Source organism: Streptomyces sp. SudanB52_2052 (assembly GCF_964272415.1).
Lineage (GTDB): Bacteria > Actinomycetota > Actinomycetes > Streptomycetales > Streptomycetaceae > Streptomyces > Streptomyces olindensis.
Genome location: NZ_OZ186796.1, coordinates 8,557,731 through 8,577,662, shown reverse-complemented (window position 1 = coordinate 8,577,662; position 19,932 = coordinate 8,557,731). Strand labels below are relative to the sequence as shown.

Annotated in this window: 20 protein-coding genes; 11 read left to right on the top strand and 9 right to left on the bottom strand. The window is 72.0% G+C overall.

Features of this window, described 5'->3' with window-relative positions:
* Positions 1-71 precede the first annotated feature (71 nt).
* From ACSUPV_RS38555 to ACSUPV_RS38545, 3 genes are all read right to left on the bottom strand, one after another.
* Positions 72-686, bottom strand: coding sequence for a TetR/AcrR family transcriptional regulator (locus ACSUPV_RS38555; protein ID WP_359784960.1), 615 nt, complete (start codon positions 684-686; stop codon positions 72-74).
* 50 nt (positions 687-736) lie between these two features.
* Positions 737-1,486 (bottom strand): SDR family oxidoreductase, encoded by a 750-nt coding sequence (locus ACSUPV_RS38550; RefSeq protein WP_436949606.1) that lies wholly within the window; start codon positions 1,484-1,486, stop codon positions 737-739.
* A gap of 139 nt (positions 1,487-1,625) precedes the next feature.
* Positions 1,626-1,970 carry an ArsR/SmtB family transcription factor gene (locus ACSUPV_RS38545; protein WP_037758077.1) on the bottom strand — a complete coding sequence of 115 codons (345 nt, stop codon included), beginning with the start codon at positions 1,968-1,970 and terminating at the stop codon, positions 1,626-1,628.
* 133 nt (positions 1,971-2,103) lie between these two features.
* Between ACSUPV_RS38545 and ACSUPV_RS38540 the strand changes: the two genes are divergently transcribed.
* Together ACSUPV_RS38540 and ACSUPV_RS38535 are read left to right on the top strand one after the other, a co-directional pair.
* The gene (locus ACSUPV_RS38540; protein WP_436949985.1) at positions 2,104-3,081 is read left to right on the top strand and encodes a quinone oxidoreductase family protein; all 978 of its coding nucleotides are present in this window, start codon (positions 2,104-2,106) and stop codon (positions 3,079-3,081) included.
* Between the two features lie 185 nt (positions 3,082-3,266).
* Positions 3,267-4,388: a PP2C family protein-serine/threonine phosphatase gene (locus tag ACSUPV_RS38535; RefSeq protein WP_436949605.1), complete on the top strand. Its 1,122-nt coding sequence runs from the start codon at positions 3,267-3,269 to the stop codon at positions 4,386-4,388.
* 47 nt (positions 4,389-4,435) lie between these two features.
* On the opposite strand, the gene ACSUPV_RS38530 is transcribed toward ACSUPV_RS38535, so the two are convergent.
* Genes ACSUPV_RS38530 through ACSUPV_RS38520 form a run of 3 tightly spaced genes read right to left on the bottom strand, consistent with a single transcriptional unit; the run spans position 4,436 to position 7,171 of the window.
* Positions 4,436-4,993, bottom strand: coding sequence for a cupin domain-containing protein (locus ACSUPV_RS38530; RefSeq protein WP_078650627.1), 558 nt, complete (start codon positions 4,991-4,993; stop codon positions 4,436-4,438).
* A 55-nt stretch (positions 4,994-5,048) separates the two neighbouring features.
* Complete coding sequence (locus ACSUPV_RS38525) at positions 5,049-6,170, bottom strand: phosphotransferase family protein (RefSeq protein ID WP_436949604.1); 1,122 nt, start codon at positions 6,168-6,170, stop codon at positions 5,049-5,051.
* Entirely contained in the window at positions 6,167-7,171 is a 1,005-nt protein-coding gene (locus tag ACSUPV_RS38520; RefSeq protein WP_436949603.1) for a C-terminal binding protein, read from the bottom strand. The genes ACSUPV_RS38525 and ACSUPV_RS38520 overlap by 4 nt, the downstream gene beginning before the upstream one ends.
* Before the next feature lie 673 nt (positions 7,172-7,844).
* Between ACSUPV_RS38520 and ACSUPV_RS38515 the strand changes: the two genes are divergently transcribed.
* A complete protein-coding gene (locus tag ACSUPV_RS38515; protein ID WP_436949602.1) occupies positions 7,845-9,113 on the top strand; it encodes an MFS transporter in 1,269 nt (422 codons plus the stop codon).
* Between the two features lie 89 nt (positions 9,114-9,202).
* Here ACSUPV_RS38515 and ACSUPV_RS38510 read toward each other — a convergent pair whose 3' ends face one another.
* Positions 9,203-9,982: a fumarylacetoacetate hydrolase family protein gene (locus ACSUPV_RS38510; protein ID WP_436949601.1), complete on the bottom strand. Its 780-nt coding sequence runs from the start codon at positions 9,980-9,982 to the stop codon at positions 9,203-9,205.
* Positions 9,983-10,168: 186 nt separating this feature from the next.
* On the opposite strand from ACSUPV_RS38510, the gene ACSUPV_RS38505 reads away from it, so the two are divergent.
* The gene (locus tag ACSUPV_RS38505; RefSeq protein WP_436949600.1) at positions 10,169-11,200 is read left to right on the top strand and encodes a LacI family DNA-binding transcriptional regulator; all 1,032 of its coding nucleotides are present in this window, start codon (positions 10,169-10,171) and stop codon (positions 11,198-11,200) included.
* Between the two features lie 61 nt (positions 11,201-11,261).
* Here ACSUPV_RS38505 and ACSUPV_RS38500 read toward each other — a convergent pair whose 3' ends face one another.
* A complete protein-coding gene (locus ACSUPV_RS38500) occupies positions 11,262-11,855 on the bottom strand; it encodes an NADPH-dependent FMN reductase (RefSeq protein ID WP_382611480.1) in 594 nt (197 codons plus the stop codon).
* Between the two features lie 409 nt (positions 11,856-12,264).
* On the opposite strand from ACSUPV_RS38500, the gene eno reads away from it, so the two are divergent.
* The 7 genes from eno (at position 12,265) to ACSUPV_RS38465 (ending at position 18,823) form a co-directional block, all read left to right on the top strand.
* Positions 12,265-13,575, top strand: a complete 1,311-nt coding sequence (eno, locus tag ACSUPV_RS38495; RefSeq protein ID WP_037758072.1) for a phosphopyruvate hydratase — start codon at positions 12,265-12,267, stop codon at positions 13,573-13,575.
* Between the two features lie 60 nt (positions 13,576-13,635).
* A complete protein-coding gene (locus ACSUPV_RS38490) occupies positions 13,636-14,640 on the top strand; it encodes a VOC family protein (protein WP_031119552.1) in 1,005 nt (334 codons plus the stop codon).
* A 24-nt stretch (positions 14,641-14,664) separates the two neighbouring features.
* Positions 14,665-15,216, top strand: coding sequence for a carboxymuconolactone decarboxylase family protein (locus ACSUPV_RS38485; protein ID WP_037758071.1), 552 nt, complete (start codon positions 14,665-14,667; stop codon positions 15,214-15,216).
* 49 nt (positions 15,217-15,265) lie between these two features.
* On the top strand, positions 15,266-16,366 hold the full coding sequence (locus tag ACSUPV_RS38480; protein WP_037758070.1) for an alcohol dehydrogenase catalytic domain-containing protein: 1,101 nt from the start codon (positions 15,266-15,268) through the stop codon (positions 16,364-16,366).
* A 96-nt stretch (positions 16,367-16,462) separates the two neighbouring features.
* Positions 16,463-17,368 (top strand): LysR substrate-binding domain-containing protein, encoded by a 906-nt coding sequence (locus ACSUPV_RS38475; protein ID WP_037758069.1) that lies wholly within the window; start codon positions 16,463-16,465, stop codon positions 17,366-17,368.
* Between the two features lie 210 nt (positions 17,369-17,578).
* The gene (locus ACSUPV_RS38470; RefSeq protein ID WP_031119557.1) at positions 17,579-18,442 is read left to right on the top strand and encodes a 3-hydroxybutyryl-CoA dehydrogenase; all 864 of its coding nucleotides are present in this window, start codon (positions 17,579-17,581) and stop codon (positions 18,440-18,442) included.
* A 216-nt stretch (positions 18,443-18,658) separates the two neighbouring features.
* Positions 18,659-18,823, top strand: a complete 165-nt coding sequence (locus ACSUPV_RS38465) for a flavin reductase family protein (RefSeq protein WP_436949599.1) — start codon at positions 18,659-18,661, stop codon at positions 18,821-18,823.
* A gap of 97 nt (positions 18,824-18,920) precedes the next feature.
* Here ACSUPV_RS38465 and ACSUPV_RS38460 read toward each other — a convergent pair whose 3' ends face one another.
* The gene (locus ACSUPV_RS38460) at positions 18,921-19,886 is read right to left on the bottom strand and encodes an electron transfer flavoprotein subunit alpha/FixB family protein (protein ID WP_436949598.1); all 966 of its coding nucleotides are present in this window, start codon (positions 19,884-19,886) and stop codon (positions 18,921-18,923) included.
* Between the last annotated feature and the right edge of the window lie 46 nt (positions 19,887-19,932).

Sequence of the window (19,932 nt, the reverse complement as noted above, 5' to 3'; positions counted from 1 at the left end):
ACGGAGGCCGCGGTGCCGCACGGCGGAGGTCGTCGCCGTGCGGCACCGCGGCGCACGGCGCGGGCGCTTGGTCACGGTGGGGTGATGCCGTCGAACAGGTTGGTGACCAGGGCGGCGACGAAGTCGTCGGTCACGGGCTCGTCCGGGATGAGCAGCCGGTGGTAGACGGCGCCCCAGAGCTGGTCGACGAGGACCTGGACGTCGACGTCGTCGCGGATCTGCCCCTGCTCCCGGGCGCGCAGCAACCGCTCCCCGGCCAGCCGTCGGCGTCCGGAGGAGTACAGGGAGCGGAAGGCCGTGGCGAGGTCCTCGTCGGTCTGGGACTGGCCGATCAGCTCGGTCAGCACCCGCCCGGCCGGCGTCCGGGTCATCAGGTGCGCGAACGACCGCAGTTGACGCGTGAGGTCGGCGCGGATGTCGCCGGTGTCCTCGAAGGCGAGGGTTTCCTCGACGGCGTGGAAGTAGCCGTCCAGGGCGAGGGCGCCCTTGGAGGGCCACCACTTGTACAGCGTCGTCTTGCTGACGCCGGACAGACGGGCCACCCGTTCGAAGGTCAGGTCGGCGATGCCCTCGGTCAGGAGCACCTCGCCGACCACGCGGAAGACGTCCGCGCGGACCTCGTCGGCCGGGCGGCGCCCGCGCCGGCGGGCCGGGCGCTCCTCGGCGCCCGCGTCCTGCTGCGTCACGGTGTCTCTCCTTCGCTCGTTCCAGGTCGGGCCGGCTCCCTGGCCCGGGGTCAGGCGAGCCCGCCGTTGGTGTAGAGGACCTGGCCGTTGACCCAGCGGGCGGGGCCGGCGAGGAAGGCGACGGACTCGGCGACGTCGCGCGGTTCGCCCAGCCGCTCCAGCGGGGTGGCCTGGGCGAAGCGGGCGACGGTGGCCTCGTCCTTGCCCTCCAGGAAGAGCGGGGTGGCGACGGGGCCGGGGGCGACGGTGTTGACGGTGATGTCCTTGCCGCGCAGTTCGCGGGCGAGGATCAGCGAGATGCTCTGCACGGCCGCCTTGCTGGCGACGTACGCCCCGTAGCCGGGCAGTTGGGTGCGGGTGACCGACGTGGACACGTTGATGATCGCGCCGCCGCGGCGCACCCGGCGGGCGGCCTGCTGGGCGACGACGAAGGTGCCGCGGATGTTGGTGCGGTGCATCCGGTCCAGGTCGTCCAGGTTCAGCTCTGCGATCGGCGCGAGCACCATGATCCCGGCGGTGTTGATCACCACGTCGATCCCGCCGAACGCCGTCTCGACGGCGTCGAAGGCGGCCTCCATCTCCTGCTCGTCGGCCACGTCGCCACCGACGGCGACGCCCTGCCCGCCGGATGCGGTGATCTCCTCGACGAGGGCCTCGGCCTTGGCCTTGTTGCCGGCGTAGTGCACGGCGAGGGCGAAGCCGTCCGCGGCGAGCCGCTCGACGACGGCCTTGCCGATGCCGCCGGAGCCGCCGGTGACGAGCGCGACGCGGGGGGTGGTGGCGCGGGGCGTGCTGGTCATGGTCTGTCTCCTCCACGAGAAATGGACGGTGGGTTCATATAAGCAGAATATGAACGCCCCGTCCATAACGGGCCATGATTCTTTCCGGTGAGGCGGGACGGAAAGGCCGGGCGGGCAGCGGCGCGGGCGGCCCTGCGGTTTACAGCCGGTTCTCGGCGCGCAGCACCAGGTCGAGCAGCCCCGGGAACCGCGCGTCGAACTCCTCGCGACGCAGTCGGTTGACCCGCTTCGGCCCCTCGTCCCGCTGCTCGACCAGGCCGGCGCCCCGCAGGACGGAGAAGTGATGACTGAGCGCGGCCTTGCCGACCGGCACGTCGAAACTGCCGCAGCTGCGCGTCCACACGGGGGAACCCGCCAGTTCGCGGACCAACTGGAGGCGCACCGGGTCGGCGAGCGCGGACAGCGCGGTCAGGACGGAGACGTCCTCGGGATCCGTGTGCACCGGTGCGGCGCGGTGACTGCCGCCCGCGGTCTGGTTCGCCATGCCCCTCTCCCTGCCCTGCGACCTCGCCGGCCCCCGTCGAGCACCCGGGCCACTTGCCGAGTGTTCGATGAACATCTTACAGTCCGGGTGTTCGCTTTCCATTGAACACTCAGTCGAGGGGTGCGTTCCGATGATGCGTGCGGTGGAGTTCGAGGAGTACGGCGGTCCCGAGGTGCTGAAGGTCGTCGAGACCGAGGTTCCCGAGCCCGGCCCGGGCCAGGTGGCCGTCGACGTCGCCTACGCGGGCGTGAATTTCGCGGACCTCAAGGCCCGCGCCGAGGGCTACCGCGTGCAGTCGCTGCCCTACCGCCCGGGTCTGGAGGTCTCCGGCCGGGTCCGGGCCGTGGGCGCCGGCGTCGAGGGACTGCGCCCCGGGCAGGAGGTCGCCGCCCTCGTCGACAGCGGCGCCTACGCGGAGGTGGTCGTCGCCGACACCGCGACCGTCTTCCCGCTCCCCGAGGCCCTGGACCTGCGGACGGCGGCCACGCTCCCCACCGTGGTGCCGACCGCGCACGCCCTGCTGCACGAGGTGGGCCGGCTGAGCGCCGGGGAGAGCGTGCTGGTGCACGGCGCCGCCGGGGGCATCGGCACGGTGGCCGGGCAGCTGGCCCGGGCGGCGGGAGCCGGCGCGGTCTACGGCGTGGTCTCCTCCGCGGCGAAGGCCGGGCACGCCCTGGAACACGGCTACGACGAGGTGTTCACCACCGGCACCTTCGCCGACGACGTCCGCCGTGCGACCGGCGGCAGGGGTGTCGACCTGGTCCTCGACCCGATCGGCGGCGACACCCTGCGCCAGGGCCTCGACGTCCTGGCCGTGTTCGGACGGCTGGTGTCCTTCGGCAACGCGAGCGGCGCGGAGCCGTGGCGCGTCGGGCAGCCCGAGCTGTATCCGCGGGGCCGTTCCGTCGCGGGCTTCTCCATCCTGGCCCTCGCGCAGTCCGCGCCCCAGGCGCTGCGCGCGCTGGCCGAGCGGTCGTTCCGCACGGTCACCGACGGCACGGTGCGCCTTCCGGTCACGGCCGAGTTCGCGCTGTCGGAGGCGGCCGAGGCCCATCGCCTGATGGGCGGGCGCACGTCGACGGGCAAGCTGCTGCTGCGGATCACCGACTGAGCGTGCTCCGATGACCTGGTCTGCGGGCACTCCCGAGGGTGAGGAGGCAGCCGGGTGACGTGGGCGGGGCGCGCTCGGAACAGTCGTCGCTCCGCCGCCTGTCCGCCGGACTGATGACCCTGACGGCCGGGACACCCCGCGACCTGTACAACTACAGAGAGATCACCACTTGTCCGGGAGTCCCCATGGCCCGTATCCGCCGCACCCGATCCGTCGACGCCCTGGACGCCATCGAGCCCCCGGACACCGTCCAGATGCTCGTCGGCGTGGTGTCGGTGACGGTGCTGGTGGAGTTCCTCGGCCTGGTCTCCGGATCCGAGGTGTGGCTCCTCGGGCTGCTGGTCTTCCTGCCGGGAACGGCGTCGGCGCTGTGCACGGTCCGGCAGACGACCTTCGTCGCCGTGTGGACCACGCTCGTCGTCACCTTCACCGTGCTGGTGCGGGACACCGACGTGGGCCGGTGGCTCGACCGGGCCCTGCTGGTGCTGCTCACCCTCGCCCTGGGCGCGACCTCCGTCTACGCCTGCCGCCGGCGCCTCGGACGCGAGCACGAGATGCTCCGCCTGCGCTCCACCGCCGCGGCCATGCAGCGGCACATCCTGCACCCCCTCCCCGTCCTGACCGACGAGGTCCTCGTCAACGGCGTCTACGAGCCCCTGCAGGAGGACCGTCTCGTCGGCGGTGACATCTACGACGTGGTCGACTCGCCCTGGGGCAGCCGTGTGCTGATCGGGGACGTGCAGGGCAAGGGCCTGGCGGCGGTCGGCGCCGCGTTCGCCGTCATCGGGGCCTTCCGTGAGGCGGCGTACCGCGAGCCCACGCTCACCGCGCTCGTCGACGCCCTCGACGCCGCCGTGGTGCGCCACAACTCGCACGCGGAACAGGCCGGTGACGACGAGCGCTTCGTGACCGCGCTCGTCGTCGGTGTCGATGCCGGCCCGGAGGCGCAGCTCGTCAACTGCGGGCACGTCCCGCCCCGGCTGGTGCGGGACGGCGTGGTCTCCACACCGCCGCTGGACTCCGGCGTCCCGCTCGGTCTCGCCGAGTTGGCGGACGCGCCCACGACGGTCAACTGGTGCGCGTTCCCGGAGGGTTCGACGCTGCTGCTGACCACCGACGGGCTCGACGAGACCCGGTCCGCAGACGGCACGTTCTACCCGGTCGAGGAACGACTGACCGGGCACCTCGGCCTCTCCCCCGCCGAACTGCCCCGGGCCCTGTACGAGGACGCCCGCGCCTTCGGCGACGACGACGGCGGGCACGACGACGTCGCCGTCCTGACGGTCCGCCGCTCTCCCCACCGCTGACCGCGCGCCCCGGGCCGACCGGTCAGCGATGGTCGCCCCGGCAGCCCTCAGGCGCCGTGAGTCTCGGGCTCCGTGGATCCCTCGGGCTCCGTGCCGATGAGGACGAAGGCCATGGTCACCGGACGGCCGCTGTCGTTGCGCCAGGCGTGCCGGGTGCCGTTCTGGATCACGATGTCCCCGGCCGAGAGCCGGGTGCGGTGGCCGTCGTCGAGTTCGAGGAGGATCTCGCCCCGGAGCACGATGCCGTAGTCCACGGTCGGTGTGGCGTGCATGCCGTCGGGTTCGATGAGCTCGGCGAGGCCGGGCGAGTCGGCGCGCTGCTCCTGGTCGAAGGCGACGGGGTCGAACGCCGGGTCGGCCAGCGCGCTGTCCGGCGGGAAGGTCAGGACGATGAAGCGCGTGCCGCCCGGCGCCGGGAGCAGGCTGGTGACCTTCGGCGTGGGATCCTCCCCGGCCCGGTTGGGAGGGTCGCCGGGGTCGGTGGCCCACGGCAGGCGGGAGACCCAGCCGGGCAGGCTGGTGAACTCCCGGCTGCGCGGGATCGGGCCGTCGCTGACGACGACCGACCGGCCGTTCCCGTCATGGCCGGTGACGACTCTGCGCATGGGTCCGTACTCTCCACCCATACGTCTGTCCTCTCCAGGCATGCGTTCGTCCCCTCTACGCATGCGTCTCTCCTCGCTCGGGACCACTGGCCCCGTCCGGCGGTCGGGACGGGACTGACTCGGCGGACTCGGCGGACTCGGCCGAGACCGTCAGGGCGGTCTGCCAGGCGTCGACGACGTCCGCCACCGTCGGGGCGGGCGCCCGCAGCAGCGCCGTCGCCACCGTGCGGACGAACGACCGCTGCCGTTCGTCCGTGAGGTACTCGACCGGGGACTTGCCGTCGACGCGCGCGAGCAGCAGGGCGGGCAGCAGCGACGCGGCTCGTGCTTCGAGGTCGGGCCGCGGCTCCCAGTCGACGTGCCGGACGTACTCCTCGGCGAGCACGCGGGCCGAGCGCAGGAGTTCGGCGCGGCGTCCCGCCACGACCAGGCTCTTGAGGAGCAGGTGGTTGGCGCAGAAGGCCAGGTCGAAGGCCGGGTCCCCGTACCAGGCGCACTCGGCGTCCAGCAGCACCGGCGCGACCGGGCCGACCAGGATGTTCTTGGGGCTGACGTCACCGTGCACCAGGGCCAGCCGGGTTCCGGCCGTGCGGTCGGCGAGGTCCTTAAGGACGGGGCCCAGGGCCGGGTGCGCGGCGGCCGTCGCCAGCAGGTAGGGCTCGATGCGCAGCGCGTGGAAGTTGTCGTCGGTGGCGAACCGGGCGGCGAGGTCGGCGTCGCCCGCACTGGCCGCGTGCAGGCTGCCGAGCAGTTCCCCGACGGCCGCCGCGGTCGCCACGTGCACCTCGCCGTACAGGAGCTGCGCCTTCCACACCGGGTACCGCTCGGGGGGCAGGTACGCCATGGCGAAGAGGCCGGCCTCGGGGTCGTGGGCCAGCAGTTCCGGCACGCTGTCCGGGCGGTACCGGGAGGCGAATCGCATCCAGGCCCACTCGTAGGCGTTGCGCGACACCGGCGCCTGCCAGTCGGCCGCGACCTTCAGCCGGGCCAGGGCGCGTTTGACGCAGAGGGAGCGGCCCGGGAGGTCCACCCGCCACAGGTCGGAGGAGACGCCGCCGGCCAGCGGCGTCCAGCGTGCGGCCTCACCGGGCTCGGCGAGCCGGTGGGCGGTCAGGAACGCGGTGAGCGCGGTGTCGGGTGCGGATCCCGGGGCCGTCCGCGCGGAAGCGGAGCTCATCGCGTCTCCTCCGGCCCGGCGGGCAGGCCGCGCGGGTTGTTGCGGGCGTGGACCGGCGCCTCGTCCGCGAGGACCCGTACGACTTCCTCGGCGGCGCGGCGGCGCAGTTCCGTGACCGACGCGTCGGAGGAGAAGGCGACGTGCGGGGTGAGCAGGGCCCCCGGCTGGTCCAGGAGTGCGGCGGGGACGTGCGGTTCGGTCTCCAGGACGTCGAGGGCGGCGCCGTCCAGATGCCCGCTGTCCAGCGCCTTGACGACCGCGTCGGTGTCGACCAGGCCGCCCCGGCTGACGTTGACGAGGAGGCCGCCGGGCTTCATCAGGGCCAGTTCTCCCGCCCCGACGAGGTGGTGCGTGGCGGGGGTGAGCGGCGCGTGGAGGATCACCGCGTCACTACGGCGCAGCAGTTCCTCCAGGCCCACCGCCTCCACTCCGGGAGCGTCCGCCGGCGGATGCGGGTCGTGGGCCAGGATCCGGCAGCCGAACGCGCCGAGCTTGGCCGCGGTGGCACGGCCGATCCGCCCCAAGCCGACGATGCCGCACGTCAGCGTCGACAGTCGGCGCAGCCGCGCGCTCGCGGGGTCCCAGCGGCCCGCCCGGACCTCCCGGTCGAAAACCGCCAGGCCGCGCGTCCACGCCAGCACCATGCCGACGGCGTGGTCGGAGACCTCCTCGACGCAGTAGTCCGGCACGTTGGTGACCCACACGCCCCGCTCCGTGGCGGCGTCCACGGCGATGTTGTCGAGCCCCACCCCCAGCCGGGCGACGATGCGCAGCTCCGGCGAAGCGCCGATCGCGGTGGCGGTGACGGGCGCCCAGCAGGTGAGGATCCCGGCGGGCCGGTGCTCGGCGACCAGGTCCTCGATCGCCGTGGCGGACGCGGGCTCGGCGGGGCCGGTCACCAGGGTGTGGCCCGCCCGCTCGATGACCGACCGCTCGACGGAGTCGTCGGGCCAGGCGTAGTCGGTGAGCAGCACGGTGCCGGGGCGGCTCGGTGGTGTCATGGCAGGTCGTCCTCGCAGATTTCGTGCGGCCGCGGCGGGCGGCGGGGGGCCGACGGCATGGCCGAAGGCCCGCACGCGCCAGGGGCGGGAGGGAGAGGGTCGTCGGGCTCGGGAGGGCTGCCGGCGCTCGTCGACTTGTGGTCGGTTCGGACGCCGCGGGGGCCCCTGGGACGGGTCGCGCGATGTCGGGGCATGTCGAATTCACTCTGTCACAGCCACTGGTGCTAACGATAGCACTGGGGGGCTTCAGGGCGTCAAGAGCACGATGTGCGGCCCTGCGCGCCCCGACAGCGATGGCGGAAAACCCGGCCACCACGGAAAAAAGGTCCCGCCGAAGAAAATCCGGCGTTCACATCTTGACGCGCCGGGGACTTCCCCTCATGGTTTCTGCCAACGCCGACCGTGTGGCCCGAGACGAGCCCACGGGGCCCGGCTGTCGAAGACGCCACAGCCACGGACGTCCCCGACGGGCGATATACGGCTGAATTCCGCGTGCGGTTTCCGATCGCGCGGCAGCCCCTCGCCCCCTTCCGCCAAGTCGGCGGCCGACTCGGCCGCGCCGACTCGATCGAGTCCGTGTTCTGTTCATCCTTTCTCACCGTCGCCCGTACGCCCCCGTACCGGCGCGGCATCCGCCGCGGCCCGCCGCGGCCATTCCTCCTCAGGAGCCGCCATGACTCACGCAGCGCACGTCGACACCGGCGCGGTGCCCGCCGACGGAACGCGGGAAAGCAGTCCCCCCGCCCTCTCCCGCACCATGGTGGTGACGGGATTCGTGCTGATCGTCCTCTCGTACATGGTCAACGCGATGGACCGCCAGGTCTTCCCTCCGCTGCTGCCCGACATCCGCGCCGAGTACGGGTTCTCGCTGGAGCAGGGCGGGCTGCTGGCGACGAACTTCACCCTCGGCATGGCCCTGGCCGGCCTGCCCGCGGGCTACCTCCTGGACCGCTTCCGCCGCAAGACGGTCCTCCTGGCCAGCATCGTGCTCTACTCCCTGGGCACCATGGCCACACCGCTGGCCGTCGGCTTCGCCGACATGACCCTGTACCGGGTCGTCTCCGGCTTCGGTGAGGGCATGCAGTCCGCGGCCATCTTCGCGGCGATGGGCGCCTACTTCGCCCACCGGCGCGGCCTCGCGTTCGGTGTCATCGGCCTCGGCTACTCCGTCGGCGTGTTCATCGCCCCGCTGATCGGCGTCCGGTTGATGACCATGCACGGCACCTGGCACTCGCCGTTCTACCTGTTCGGCACGGCCGGACTCCTGATCGCCGCGGCCTCCCTGTTCCTCGTCAGGACCGGTCTGACCGAGCGCTCCGTGGCGAAAGTCGTCGCCACCGGCACCCACGAGTCCATGCCCGCCTCCGCCTACAACCGCAACTCCCTCGCGCTGGCCGTCCACGCGGTGGTGAGCGGCGTGGCCATCTACGGGTTCCTCGGCCTCTACCCGACGTACCTCATCTCCTCGCTGCACTACTCCGCCGAGCAGGCGGCGCTGGCCATGAGCTTCCTGGGCTTCGGCGGCATGCTGGCGGTCCTCGGCGGCTGGCTCGGCGACCGTGTGAACCAGCGCTCCCTGCTGGTCGTCAGCCTGCTCGCCGTCTCCGCGATCAGCGTGTGCGTCTACGAGACGCAGGTGGGGGTCGGCGTGCAGTGCGTGTTCGCGTTCCTCATGGGCGCCTTCGGGCTGGGCTTCGTCTATCCGAACACCAACAGCGCGATGCAGCGGGCCGTCCGTCCCTCGCAGATCGGCCGCGCCTCGGGTCTCTTCGTCACCAGCTACTATGGGCCGGCGGCCTTCTCCGGCCTGCTCTTCGCCGCCCTGGTGGACTCCTTCGGATGGAGCGGGGCCGGGCTGCTGCAGGTCACGCTCCTGCCGCTGGTGGGGGTCGCCGCCCTGCTCTTCGTCCGGCCCGCCGAGTTCAACAACGCGGTCCGCTAGCGGGATGCACCGCCGACACACCGAAGGGCCTGCCCACCGCCGAGCGGTGGGCAGGCCCTCGTGCGTGGTCACCCGGCGGGCGTCCGGAGTCAACGGTTCTCGGCGACGACCGGGTTGCGCAGGACGCCGATGCCCTCGATCTCGACCTCCACCTCGTCCCCGGGGCGGATCGGACCGACCCCGGACGGGGTACCGGTCATGATCACGTCTCCGGGGAGCAGCGTCAGATAGCGGCTGAGATAGGCGATGATGCCGGGAACCGGGAGCAGCAGGTCGGCCGTGCTCGCCGCCTGCACGACGGTGCCGTTCACCCGGGTCGTCAGGGACAGGTCCGAGGAATCGAGCCCGGTCGCGATGACGGGTCCGAGGGGCGCGAAGGTGTCCTGGCCCTTGCCGATCAGCAGCGTCCCGAACGCGCTCTCCCTGCGCTGGACGACGCGATCGCTGACGTCGTTGCCGCAGGTGTATCCGAGAATGTACTCATGGGCCTCGGAGGGCTTCACATGGCGGGCTTCCTTTCCGATGACGACGACCAACTCGCCCTCGAAATGGACGATCTCACCGTCCGCCGGATAGACGATGGGGTCCCCCGGCCCCACCACCGCGGTGCTCGGTTTCATGAAGCACACGGGAACGTCCGGAATCTCACGGTCGGTCTCGTCGACATGTGAGGCGTAGTTGTAGGCGAATCCGAAGATCCGGGGTTTCTCGACCGGCGGCAGAAGGACGACGTCGCCGACTTCGTCGACATGTCCCGTGGGGGACAATCCGGTGAAGGGATCACCCTGGAATCTGACGATTCGCGCGTCCCCGGATTCGAGTTCCCCATAGTGACGCACGCCGCCGACGGCATACCTGACGATCTGCACGGAAACCTCCTGCGACTAGGCAGCCGTGGGCGGCTGCACGGCCCCTTCAGCAGTGCTAACGTTAGCACAGGCACGGAGATCAACCGCGCCTCCCTCCGTCGGCGACCACAGAGCGCAACGAGAGTGCTATCGTTGGCACACGGACAGTGACGGCATGGGACCAGGCAGCCGAGGGGGCCCCTTCACGTGATCACCACCAGGGACATCGCCGAGCGCATCGGAGTCTCCGTGTCGACGGTGGGACGGGCGCTCGCCGACGATCCCCGCATCAGCGAGGAGACCAAGGGCCGGGTGCGGCAGGCCGCGTCCGAGTTGGGCTACGTCGGCAACCGTGCGGCGCGGATGATGCGCGGGGCGTCCAGCAACGTGGTCGCGCTGGTGATCCCGGACATCCGCAACAGCTTCTACTCGACCATCGCGCACGAGCTGTCCAAGAACATGGAGGCCGAGGGCTTCCAGCTGATGCTCTCGGAGACCGACGACGACCGGATGGCGGAGCTGCGCCACCTGCGGGAACTGTCCGCGAACCGTGTGGCCGGCGTCATCATCGTGCCGACCGCGCGCCCGCACAGTGAGTCCGTCAAACTGCTGCGCGCCGTGCCGCACTTGCAGCTGCTGCGCAAGCACCCCTCGCTCGGCTCCCAGTGGTTCGGGGTGGACGACCACGAGGCGCTGCGCCGGGCGACGGCCCACCTGGTCGCCCAGGGCCACACCCGCATCGCCTACCTCGGCGGCCCCGAGGAACTGCCCACGGGCGCGGAGCGCCTGCGCGGCTTCCGCACCGCGCTGCGCGAAGGCGGCCTGCCGGACGATGCCGGGCGCACGGAACTGGGGCCGCCGTCGTCGGTTCAGCACGGCCGCGAGGCGGTGCGCAGGCTGCTGGAGACACCGGACGCGCCCTCCGCGCTCGTGTCGGGGTCGATCCAGCTCACCCTGGGCATCCTGGAGGAGCTGTCCCGGCAGGGTGTGAAGGTGCCCGGCGAACTGTCGGTGGTCGGCTTCGGGGACGAGCCCGGTTTCTCCTGGTGGGGCCCCGGCCTCACCACGGTCGGCCTGCCGATCCAGGAGATGGCGACCGGCTGCGCCCTGTGGCTGCTGCGCCGCCTGAAGACCAAGCCGAGCAACGACGGCCCGTACACGTCGGTGTCCCCCGGCTCACTGATCCTGCGCGGCAGCACGGCACCGCCCGGCGGCAGGGGTCCGTCCAAGTCCGTGTGAGGCACGGGCGGTTCCGCCGGGGCCGATGGCGGCGCGGCCGGCAGGGAACCAGGCGGCCGTGTCAGAGGTCCCCGCCGCGCAGCCGCCGCATGACGGTCGCGGTCCGCACGAGTTCGTCGAGCATGCGCTCGGCCGCCCGCTCGTGGATCTTGCCGGGGCGGAAAGCGCCGTCCTCGACGCGTTCGTCGACGAACGGGATGCTCACGGTCGGACCGATCGGCAGCATCCGCAGGTTCGCCACGACCGACTTGCCCATCTGCACCGCCCGCGTGCCCGCCGAGACACCCCCGTAGCCGACGAACCCGGCCGGCTTGTGCTGCCACTCCACGGCGAGGAAGTCCCACGCGTTCTTCAGGGACGCCGGGAAGCCGCCGTTGTACTCCGGGGTGACGAACACGAACGCGTCGGAGGCGTCGACGATTCGGCTCCAGGCGTGGGTGTGGCTCTGGGTGTACCGCCGCAGAGCCGGCGGATGCGGCTCGTCGAAGAACGGCAGGGCGAGTTCGCGCAGGTCGACCAGGCGGGATGCGAACCGGCCGTGCTCCGCGACCCGGGCGGTGAACCAGTCCGCGACGGACCTGCCCACCCGCCCGGGACGCGTGCTGCCGACGACGGTGGTGAGGGTCAGGGGCGCCGCGCTGGGGTCGGATGTCATGGGGTGCTCGCCTTCCTGCCGGCTGCGGTCGGCCCGGCGGACCCACGCCGCCTGTGCTGTCCGTCCGTCCAGGAGCGCGGGCCCGCCGGGGTCTCCACCGGAGCGCCACGGAGCGCACGACGGAGTGTGCGAACGATAGCACGAGACCGCAGGACGGCTCTGGAGGCCAGAAACAAACACCTTGTGCGGGAAGTCCAGCCGCCCGCCACCCCTTGACACAACCGTCAATCCTTCGCACGATTGCGCTATCGATAGCACAATGAGCCGCAGCGGATGCGCTTCCCCCCGTCCGCTCCCCTGTCCCGTACGCCCCCGGGTGCCGCCCCACCGGGCCCACACCCCACCGGGCCCGTGCCCGTCGCGTGGCGAGGACTCTCTTACGCCTCGGACTTCGAAAGGTTGCACCGCCATGACAGACGCGCGGATCACCGAGCTCCACGGCCGCAGGGTGTGGGACTCCCGCGGGCGACCGACCGTGGAGGTCGAGGCCCACCTCGCGGACGGCTCGGTCGGCCGGGCCATCGCACCGGCGGGGGCCTCGACCGGGCAGGGCGAGGCGCTCGATCTGCGCGACGGCGGCCGGCGCTTCGGCGGGCTGGACGTCCTGCGCGCCGTCGGTTCGGTCGACCGGGAGATCGCGCCCGCCCTGCTGGACCGCGACGCGACCGATCAGGAAGCCGTCGACCGGCTCCTGGTGGACCTCGACGGCACCCCCGACCGCGGCCGCCTCGGCGGCAACGCGATCGTGGCCACGTCCATGGCGGTGCTGCACGCCGCCGCGGCGTCGGCGGGCGTACCCCTGTGGCAGCACCTCGCGGCGGGGCGGCCGGTCCGCATCCCCCTGCCGGAGATCCAGATCTTCGGCGGCGGCGCCCACGCGGACCGCCGTGTCGACGTCCAGGACTTCATGGTGGTCTGCCCCGCGGCGCGGAGCTTCGCCGAGGCCCTGGACTGGACGGCGGAGATCTACCGGGCGGCCGGCAGCCTGATGCGCCGGGCGGGCAGGGCCCAGGGCGTCGCCGACGAGGGCGGCTTCTGGCCCGCGTTCGACTCCAACGAAGAGGCCCTGGAGACGCTGACCCTCGCCATCGAGACCGCCGGCTTCGCACCCTCGGCCCAGGTCGGCATCGCGCTGGACGTCGCCGCGTCCCAGTTCGGCAGCGGCGGCAGGTACACCCTCGCGCTCGACGACCGCACGCTGGACACCGCGGAGCTGCTCGACCTGCTCGGCGGCTGGATCGAGCAGTACCCGATCCTGTCCGTCGAGGATCCGGTGGGTGAGGACGACACCGACGGCATGGTGGAGTTCACCCGGCGCCACGGCCACCGCTGTCAGGTGATCGGCGACGACTACCTGGTCACGAACGCCAAGCGGGTGGAGGCCGCGGCCACCGCCGGCGCGGCGAACGCCGTCCTCGTCAAGCCGAACCAGGCCGGCACCGTCACCGAGGCGTACCAGGCCCTGCGCGCCGGGCGGGACGCCGGCTTCGGCACGATCGTCTCGGCCCGGTCCGGGGAGACGGAGGACGTCACCATCGCCCACCTGAGCGTGGGATGGGACGCGGGCCAGCTGAAGGTGGGCTCGTTCACGCGCTCCGAGCGCATGGCCAAGTGGAACGAGGTCCTGCGCATCGAGGAGTCCCTCGGAGATTCCGCGGAATTCAGCGGCTGGTCCGTCTTTCCATTCGCCGGTTCCGCGCCTTCCACCACCAGGTCGTAAAACATTCCAGCCGTATTAGAGTCAGCGAAATCCAGAGCCGATCGGAGCACGGAGACCAGCATGCTGCCCCCCGTAAATCTGCGCCCGAGTTTCAACATCACCCGAACCAGCCATGTGCGTCTCACCGTGGCCGATCTCGCCGAGAGCCGGAATTTCTACACGAACGCCCTCGGGCTCGTCGTCAGCGACGAGGACGAGCGCACCTGCTATCTGCGCGGTCTGGCCGAGGCCTGCCACCACAGCCTCGTCCTGGAGCTGGACGAGGAGGGGGCCGGCGCCTGCCGGAGGATCGGTTTCCGGGTCTTCCTCGACGAGGACCTGGACGTCGCCTACGCGTGGTTCCGCGACCGGGGGCTGCCCGCCGAGTGGGTCGACCTGCCGTACCAGGCCCGCACGCTGCACGTCACCGATCCCGCCGGCACGCCGCTGGAACTCTGCGCGCACATGGAGACGCGGCCGCGGCTGCACATCGCCTTCGAGCACTACAAGGGCGCCCACGCCCAGCGGCTGGACCACTTCCAGACCTTCGCGCCGAACGCCTACGAGCTCACCGCGTTCTACGGCGAACTCGGCTTCCGGAACTCCGAGTACCTGGCGCACGGCGACAAGCTGCTGAGTTCCTTCATGTACCGCAAGGGCACCACCCTGGACCTCGCCCTCGTGGAGAACACGGGTCCCGCTCTGCACCACTTCGCGTACACCGTCTCCGAGAGCCGGGACATCTTCACCGCCTGCGACTGGGCGGGCATCCTCGGCTACGGCGAGGGCGTCGAGCGGGGCCCCGGGCGGCACGGCCCGGGCGGCATGCTCTTCACCTACCTCCGCGACCCGGACGGGCACCGGGTGGAGGTCTTCAACGCCCACTACCAGACCATCGACACGGAGATCGAGCCCGTGCGGTGGGACGCCGGGTCGCTGAGCACCAACGTCCGCTGGGGCTTCCCGGCGCTGGAGAAGTGGTACGTCGAGGCGTCGCCGTTCGTGGGGACACCGCAGACGCCGCCCGCCGAGCCGCCGCAGCCGATGACGCTCGAGCGGTACCTGCTCGAGCGGTCCGCCCACTGACCCGTCCGTCCCCGAGGAGACACCATGGCACGCGTTCCCTACCTGCGCCGCGAGGACGCGGACGAGGCGCACAAGCCCCTGTACGACCGGCTCGAAGCCGAGCGCAAGGTCCCGACGGCGAACATCTTCCTCGCCCTGGCGGGCGCGCCGGAGCAGTTGGACGCCTTCCTGACCTACGCCAACGCGCTGCGGGCCGCCGACCTCAGCCCCAGGCTGCGCGAGCTGGCCATCCTGACCGTGGGGCACGCGACCCGCTCCGCGTACGAGGTCGCCCACCACCAGTCGCACGGCCTCAAGGCCGGGCTCACCCGGGAACAGCTCGCGGCGGTGGCCGACTTCGAGACGTCCGGCCTGTTCGACGAGACGGAGAAGGCGGTGATGCGCCTCGCGCGGGAGTCCACCCTCCACGTCGACGTCTCGGAGGAGACGTGGCGTGCCGCCGCCCGCCATCTCACGGACCGGCAGATGGTGGAACTCTCGTTGTCCATCGCCTGGTACAACTCCGGCGTCCGCATCATGGGGCTGCTGGACATCGACCTTGAGGACAATTACCCGCACCCGTTCCCGAATTCTTGAGTCCACGGCACCGTACGGCCCTCAATTCCGGAGTATTTCAATGGCGAAAATGCTCGCTGCACGACTGCACGCGCTCGGTGAGCCGATGTCCGTGGACACGATCGACGTGCCCACCCCACGGCCGACCGATGTGCTGGTTCGGGTCAAGGCATGCGGAATCGTCCCCAACATGGCCAACGTGATCAACAACTGGCCCACCTGGTACCCGCACCAGCCGCTGCCCAAGCTGCCCGCGATCTTCGGCCTGGACCCGGCGGGCGTGGTCGAGGCGGTCGGCGAGGCGGTGCTCAACACCAGGCCCGGCGACCGGGTCTACGTCAGCCCCCTGCGGTCCTGCGGCAGCTGCCAGGTGTGCCGCGGCGGCGAGCTGAGCCGGTGCCGCTACTTCACCCTCAACGGGTACTTCAGCACCTCCCGCGACGGCCAGCGCATCTTCGACCTCTACCCCTACGGCGGCTTCGCCGAGTACATGACGGCGCCGCAGTACGCGATCGTCAACATCCCCGACACCATGACGTTCGAGCAGGCCGGCAAGCTCGGCTACATCGGCACCTCCTACGGCGCCCTCAGGCACGCGGCGGCCGGCCCCGGCCAGGTCGCCCTGATCGACGGGATCACGGGCACGCTCGGCGTCGCCTCCACCCTCCTCGCCCTGGCCTCGGGTGTCTCCAGGGTCCTCGGCACGGGCCGCAACGAGGAACTCCTCAAACGCGTCAAGGAGTTGGCTCCCGACCGGATCGAGGTGATGCGGCTGGGCGACGGCTCCACCGGCGAGTGGGCCAAGTCCCGCACCGGCGGCGAGGGCGCGGACTTCGTCATCAGCGCGCTCGGCGCCAAGGCCCCGGTGGAGACGATGCTCGACTCCCTGCAGGGTGTCCGCCGCGGCGGCAGGGTCGTCAACGTCGGCGGCGTGGCCGACCGGCTGCCCGTGGACGTGAAGTGGCTCATGGACGAGCAGGTCCAGCTGATCGGGTCCAACTGGTTCACCACCGCGCAGGGCCAGGAGGTCGCCGACATGGTGGCGACCGGGGCCCTGGACCTGTCGTACCTGATCACCAAGCCCTTCCCGCTGTCCGAGGTCAACGAAGCGATCTCCGGACGGGCCACGGACCTCGACGGTGGATTCAGCAACTACGTCGTGATCCCCTGAACCGCGGATCCCCCCTGCTCACCCCGCGGCGGTCCTGTTCTGCCCTGACGCCGCCGCGGGGTGGTCCCAGCACGACGGAGTACGACGGAGGTACCGGTGGAACTGCGCTGGCTGGAATCGTTCGTGGTGGTCGCGGAGGAACTGCACTTCGCCCGGGCCTCGGACCGTCTGCATCTGGCTCCCTCGGCGCTCAGCGCCCAGATCAGAGCGCTGGAGTCCCATCTGGGCGCACGGCTCATCGACCGCGGACGGCGCACCCGCCCCGCGCTGACCAGTGCCGGGCGGCTGTTCCTCGAGGAGGCTCGGCTGACCCTAGCGCAGGCCGCCCGGGCCGAGGCGGTGGGCCGGCGGGCCGGCCGCGGCGAGGTGGGACACGCCCACATCGCGTACGTCGCCTCCGCCGCGTTCTCCGGGGTGCTGACCGACGTCCTGTCCCGCTGCGCGGCCCTCGGCACCGAACTGACCGTGCAGGTACGTGAGTTGGAGACGCCGGCCCAGTTGGAGGCGCTGGCCTGCGGGGACGTCGACGTCGGCTTCCTGCGCTGGCGGCCGGAGTACCCGCCCGAGGTGACGGCCACCTGTCTGCTCAGCGAGCAGGTCGTCCTGGCGCTGCCGGCGGCCGCTCCGCTCGCGGCGTACGAGACGGTACCGGCGGCGAAACTGCGCGACGAGTGCTTCGTGGCCCCCCACTTCGACGAGGAGTACGGCTGCCGCGACCAGATCCTCGAAGTGGCGGAGCAAGGCGGTTTCACGCCCCGGTGCGCTCCCCCGGTTCGGGACTTCATCGCGGCGCTGACCATGGTGGGCGGTGGTCTCGGGGTGGCTCTGGTCCCGGACTCGCTGCGCCGCGTGCGGATCCCGGGGGTGGCGTACCGGCCGCTGGCGGACGTGGCGCCGACCACCCGGCTGGTCGGCGCCTACCGCCGGGGGGAGACCTCGCCCGCGGTGCGCGGCGTGATCCGCCGACTGCGGGAGGCCGCTGCCGCCACGGCCTCGGCCTGACCCGTCGATCCAAGTCATGCGTCCGGCACGATCCGGACGCCCCCTCGGCATGCCCGGGGCTCCGGTCACCACCGAACCGACGCACGTTTGTACGCGGATGACGCACTGTCCGAGCAGGTCAGAGGGGGTCTGACCGCCCTACGCTCGGCACTGCTGCACACACCGTGGCGGCGGTCGGCCGCCGCCCGACGGAGACAGGCGGAGAGGCACATGACAGCGATCGAGAACGTGGGCGTCGTGGGCGCGGGCCAGATGGGCCGGGGCATCACCGAGGTGTGCGCCCGGGCCGGGTTGCGCGTCACGTTGTGTGACGTGACCGAGGACAGGGCCCGGGCCGGACTGGCGGGCGTGGCGGACTCCCTGCTGAGGGCGGAGAAGCGCGGTGCCCTCGCGCCCGAGGACCGCGCGCAGGCCCTGGCCGGCATCTCGGTCACCGGCGATCTCTCCCGCCTGGGCGGGACGGACCTGGTCATCGAGGCCGCCGTCGAGGACGAGCGGGCCAAGACGGCGCTGTTCCGGCAGCTGGGCGAGGTCACCGACCCGGCGACCGTACTGGCCAGCAATACCTCCTCGATCCCCATCGCCCGACTCGCGGCCGCGGCCGGACGCCCCGAGACGGTGATCGGGCTGCACTTCTTCAACCCGGTCCCCGTCATGCCGCTGGTCGAGGTCGTCCCCTCACTGCACACCTCGCAGGCCACCGAGCAGCGCGTGCGCGCCTTCGCGGGCGAGACCCTGGGCAAGCGGACGATCGTCGCGCAGGACCGCGCCGGCTTCGTGGTGAACTCCCTGCTGATCCCCTACCTGTTGGCCGCCGTGCGGATGGTCGGCTCCGGCACCGCGACGGCGGAGGACATCGACACCGGCATGACCGCCGGCTGCGCCCACCCCATGGGCCCGCTGCGCCTGGCGGACCTCATCGGACTGGACACCGTGGCGGCGATAGGCGAGGCGCTCTACGAGGAGTACCGGGAACCGCTGTACGCCCCTCCCCCGCTGCTGCGCCGCATGGTCGAGTCGGGTCTGCTGGGCCGCAAGTCGGGGCAGGGCTTCTTCGACTACCGGGCCGCCTGAGCTCATCGGCGCGCCGCGCGCGCCTCCCGGGGGCTCATGCCGTACGCCGCCTTGAAGGCGTGGCCGAAGTGGGCCGGGTCCGCGAACCCCAGCGCCCGCCGACGGCACCGACCGGGAGGTGGTCCAGAGCGGGTCGGTGAGGTCGCGCCGGCACATCTGCACTACGGGCGCCTCGCACGACGTCATCGGCACGGGGAGGCGTCCGCAGGCGGCGGCGTGTACATCCACGGTGCCGGCCTCTGGCTGGACTGCTCGGTCCACGCCGAGTTCCCCGGAGGCGACCACATCATCGTCCTGCTGGAGATCCACGGCCTGCGGGCCGAACCCGACCGGGAGCCACTGGTGTTCCACGGCAGCCGGTTCCGGCGCCTGGCCGTATGACGGGCTGACGGCTGACGGCTGACGGCTGACGGCAATGCTCCCGCCCCCTGTCCGGATGTGACGGGGGGCGGGAGCCTTCGTTCGTTCGGTCGGTCCCTCACCTGCCCGCGCGGCGGGCCGCCACCTCCCGGGCCAGCCCGGGCGCGACGGTGAACAGGTCGCCCACCACGGCGTAGTCGGCGAGGTCGAGGATCGGCGCCTCCGGGTCCTTGTTGACCGCGACGATCGTCCTGGAGGTCTGCATCCCGGCCAGGTGCTGGATGGCCCCCGAGATGCCCAGGGCGATGTACAGCTGCGGGGAGACGGACTTGCCCGTCTGCCCCACCTGGAACTGGTGCGGGTAGTAGCCGGCGTCGACCGCGGCGCGGGAGGCACCGACCGCGCCGCCCAGGGCGTCCGCCAGTTCCTCCACCACCTTGAAGCCGTCCGCTCCTCCGACACCGCGCCCGCCGGAGACCACGACGGCCGACTCGGTGAGCTCGGGACGGTCGCCGCCGGGCGCCGTGCGACGGGCGGTGACGCGGGCGGACCGTCCCGGGTCGATCGGGGGCAGGGCGAGCCCCCGATCCTCCGCCTCCACGGGGCACTCCTGCGGCTCGAAGGAGCCCGGCCGCAGGGCGATCACCGGCGGGCCGTGGGTGACCTGTGAGCGCACGGTGTACGACCCGCCGAAGACGACCTGGGTGGCCACCCCGGACGGGTCCACGTCGACCACGTCGGTCAGCAGTCCGGCGTCCAGCCGTGCGGCGAGACGTCCGGCCACCTCCTTGCCGTCGGTCGTCGCCGAGACCAGCACGGCGGCGGGGGAAACCTCCCCGGCCGCGCGTTCCAGGGCGTCGACGGCCGGCGTGGCGAGAAACTCGCCCGCCTCGGCGGATTCGGCCGCGTGGACGCTCGTGGCGCCATGACGGGCGAGGGACTCCCTGAGGCGCCCGGTGGTACCGGGGGTTCCCACGACGACGGCGGCCGGGTCGCCCAACCGCCGGGCGGCGGCCAGGAGTTCGTAGGTGGACTTGTGGACACGTTCCCCGTCGTGGTCGACGAGGACGAGGACTTCGGGCATGGCTGCCTGCTTCTCGGTCGGGCTTGCGGGGCGGTACAGACGAGCT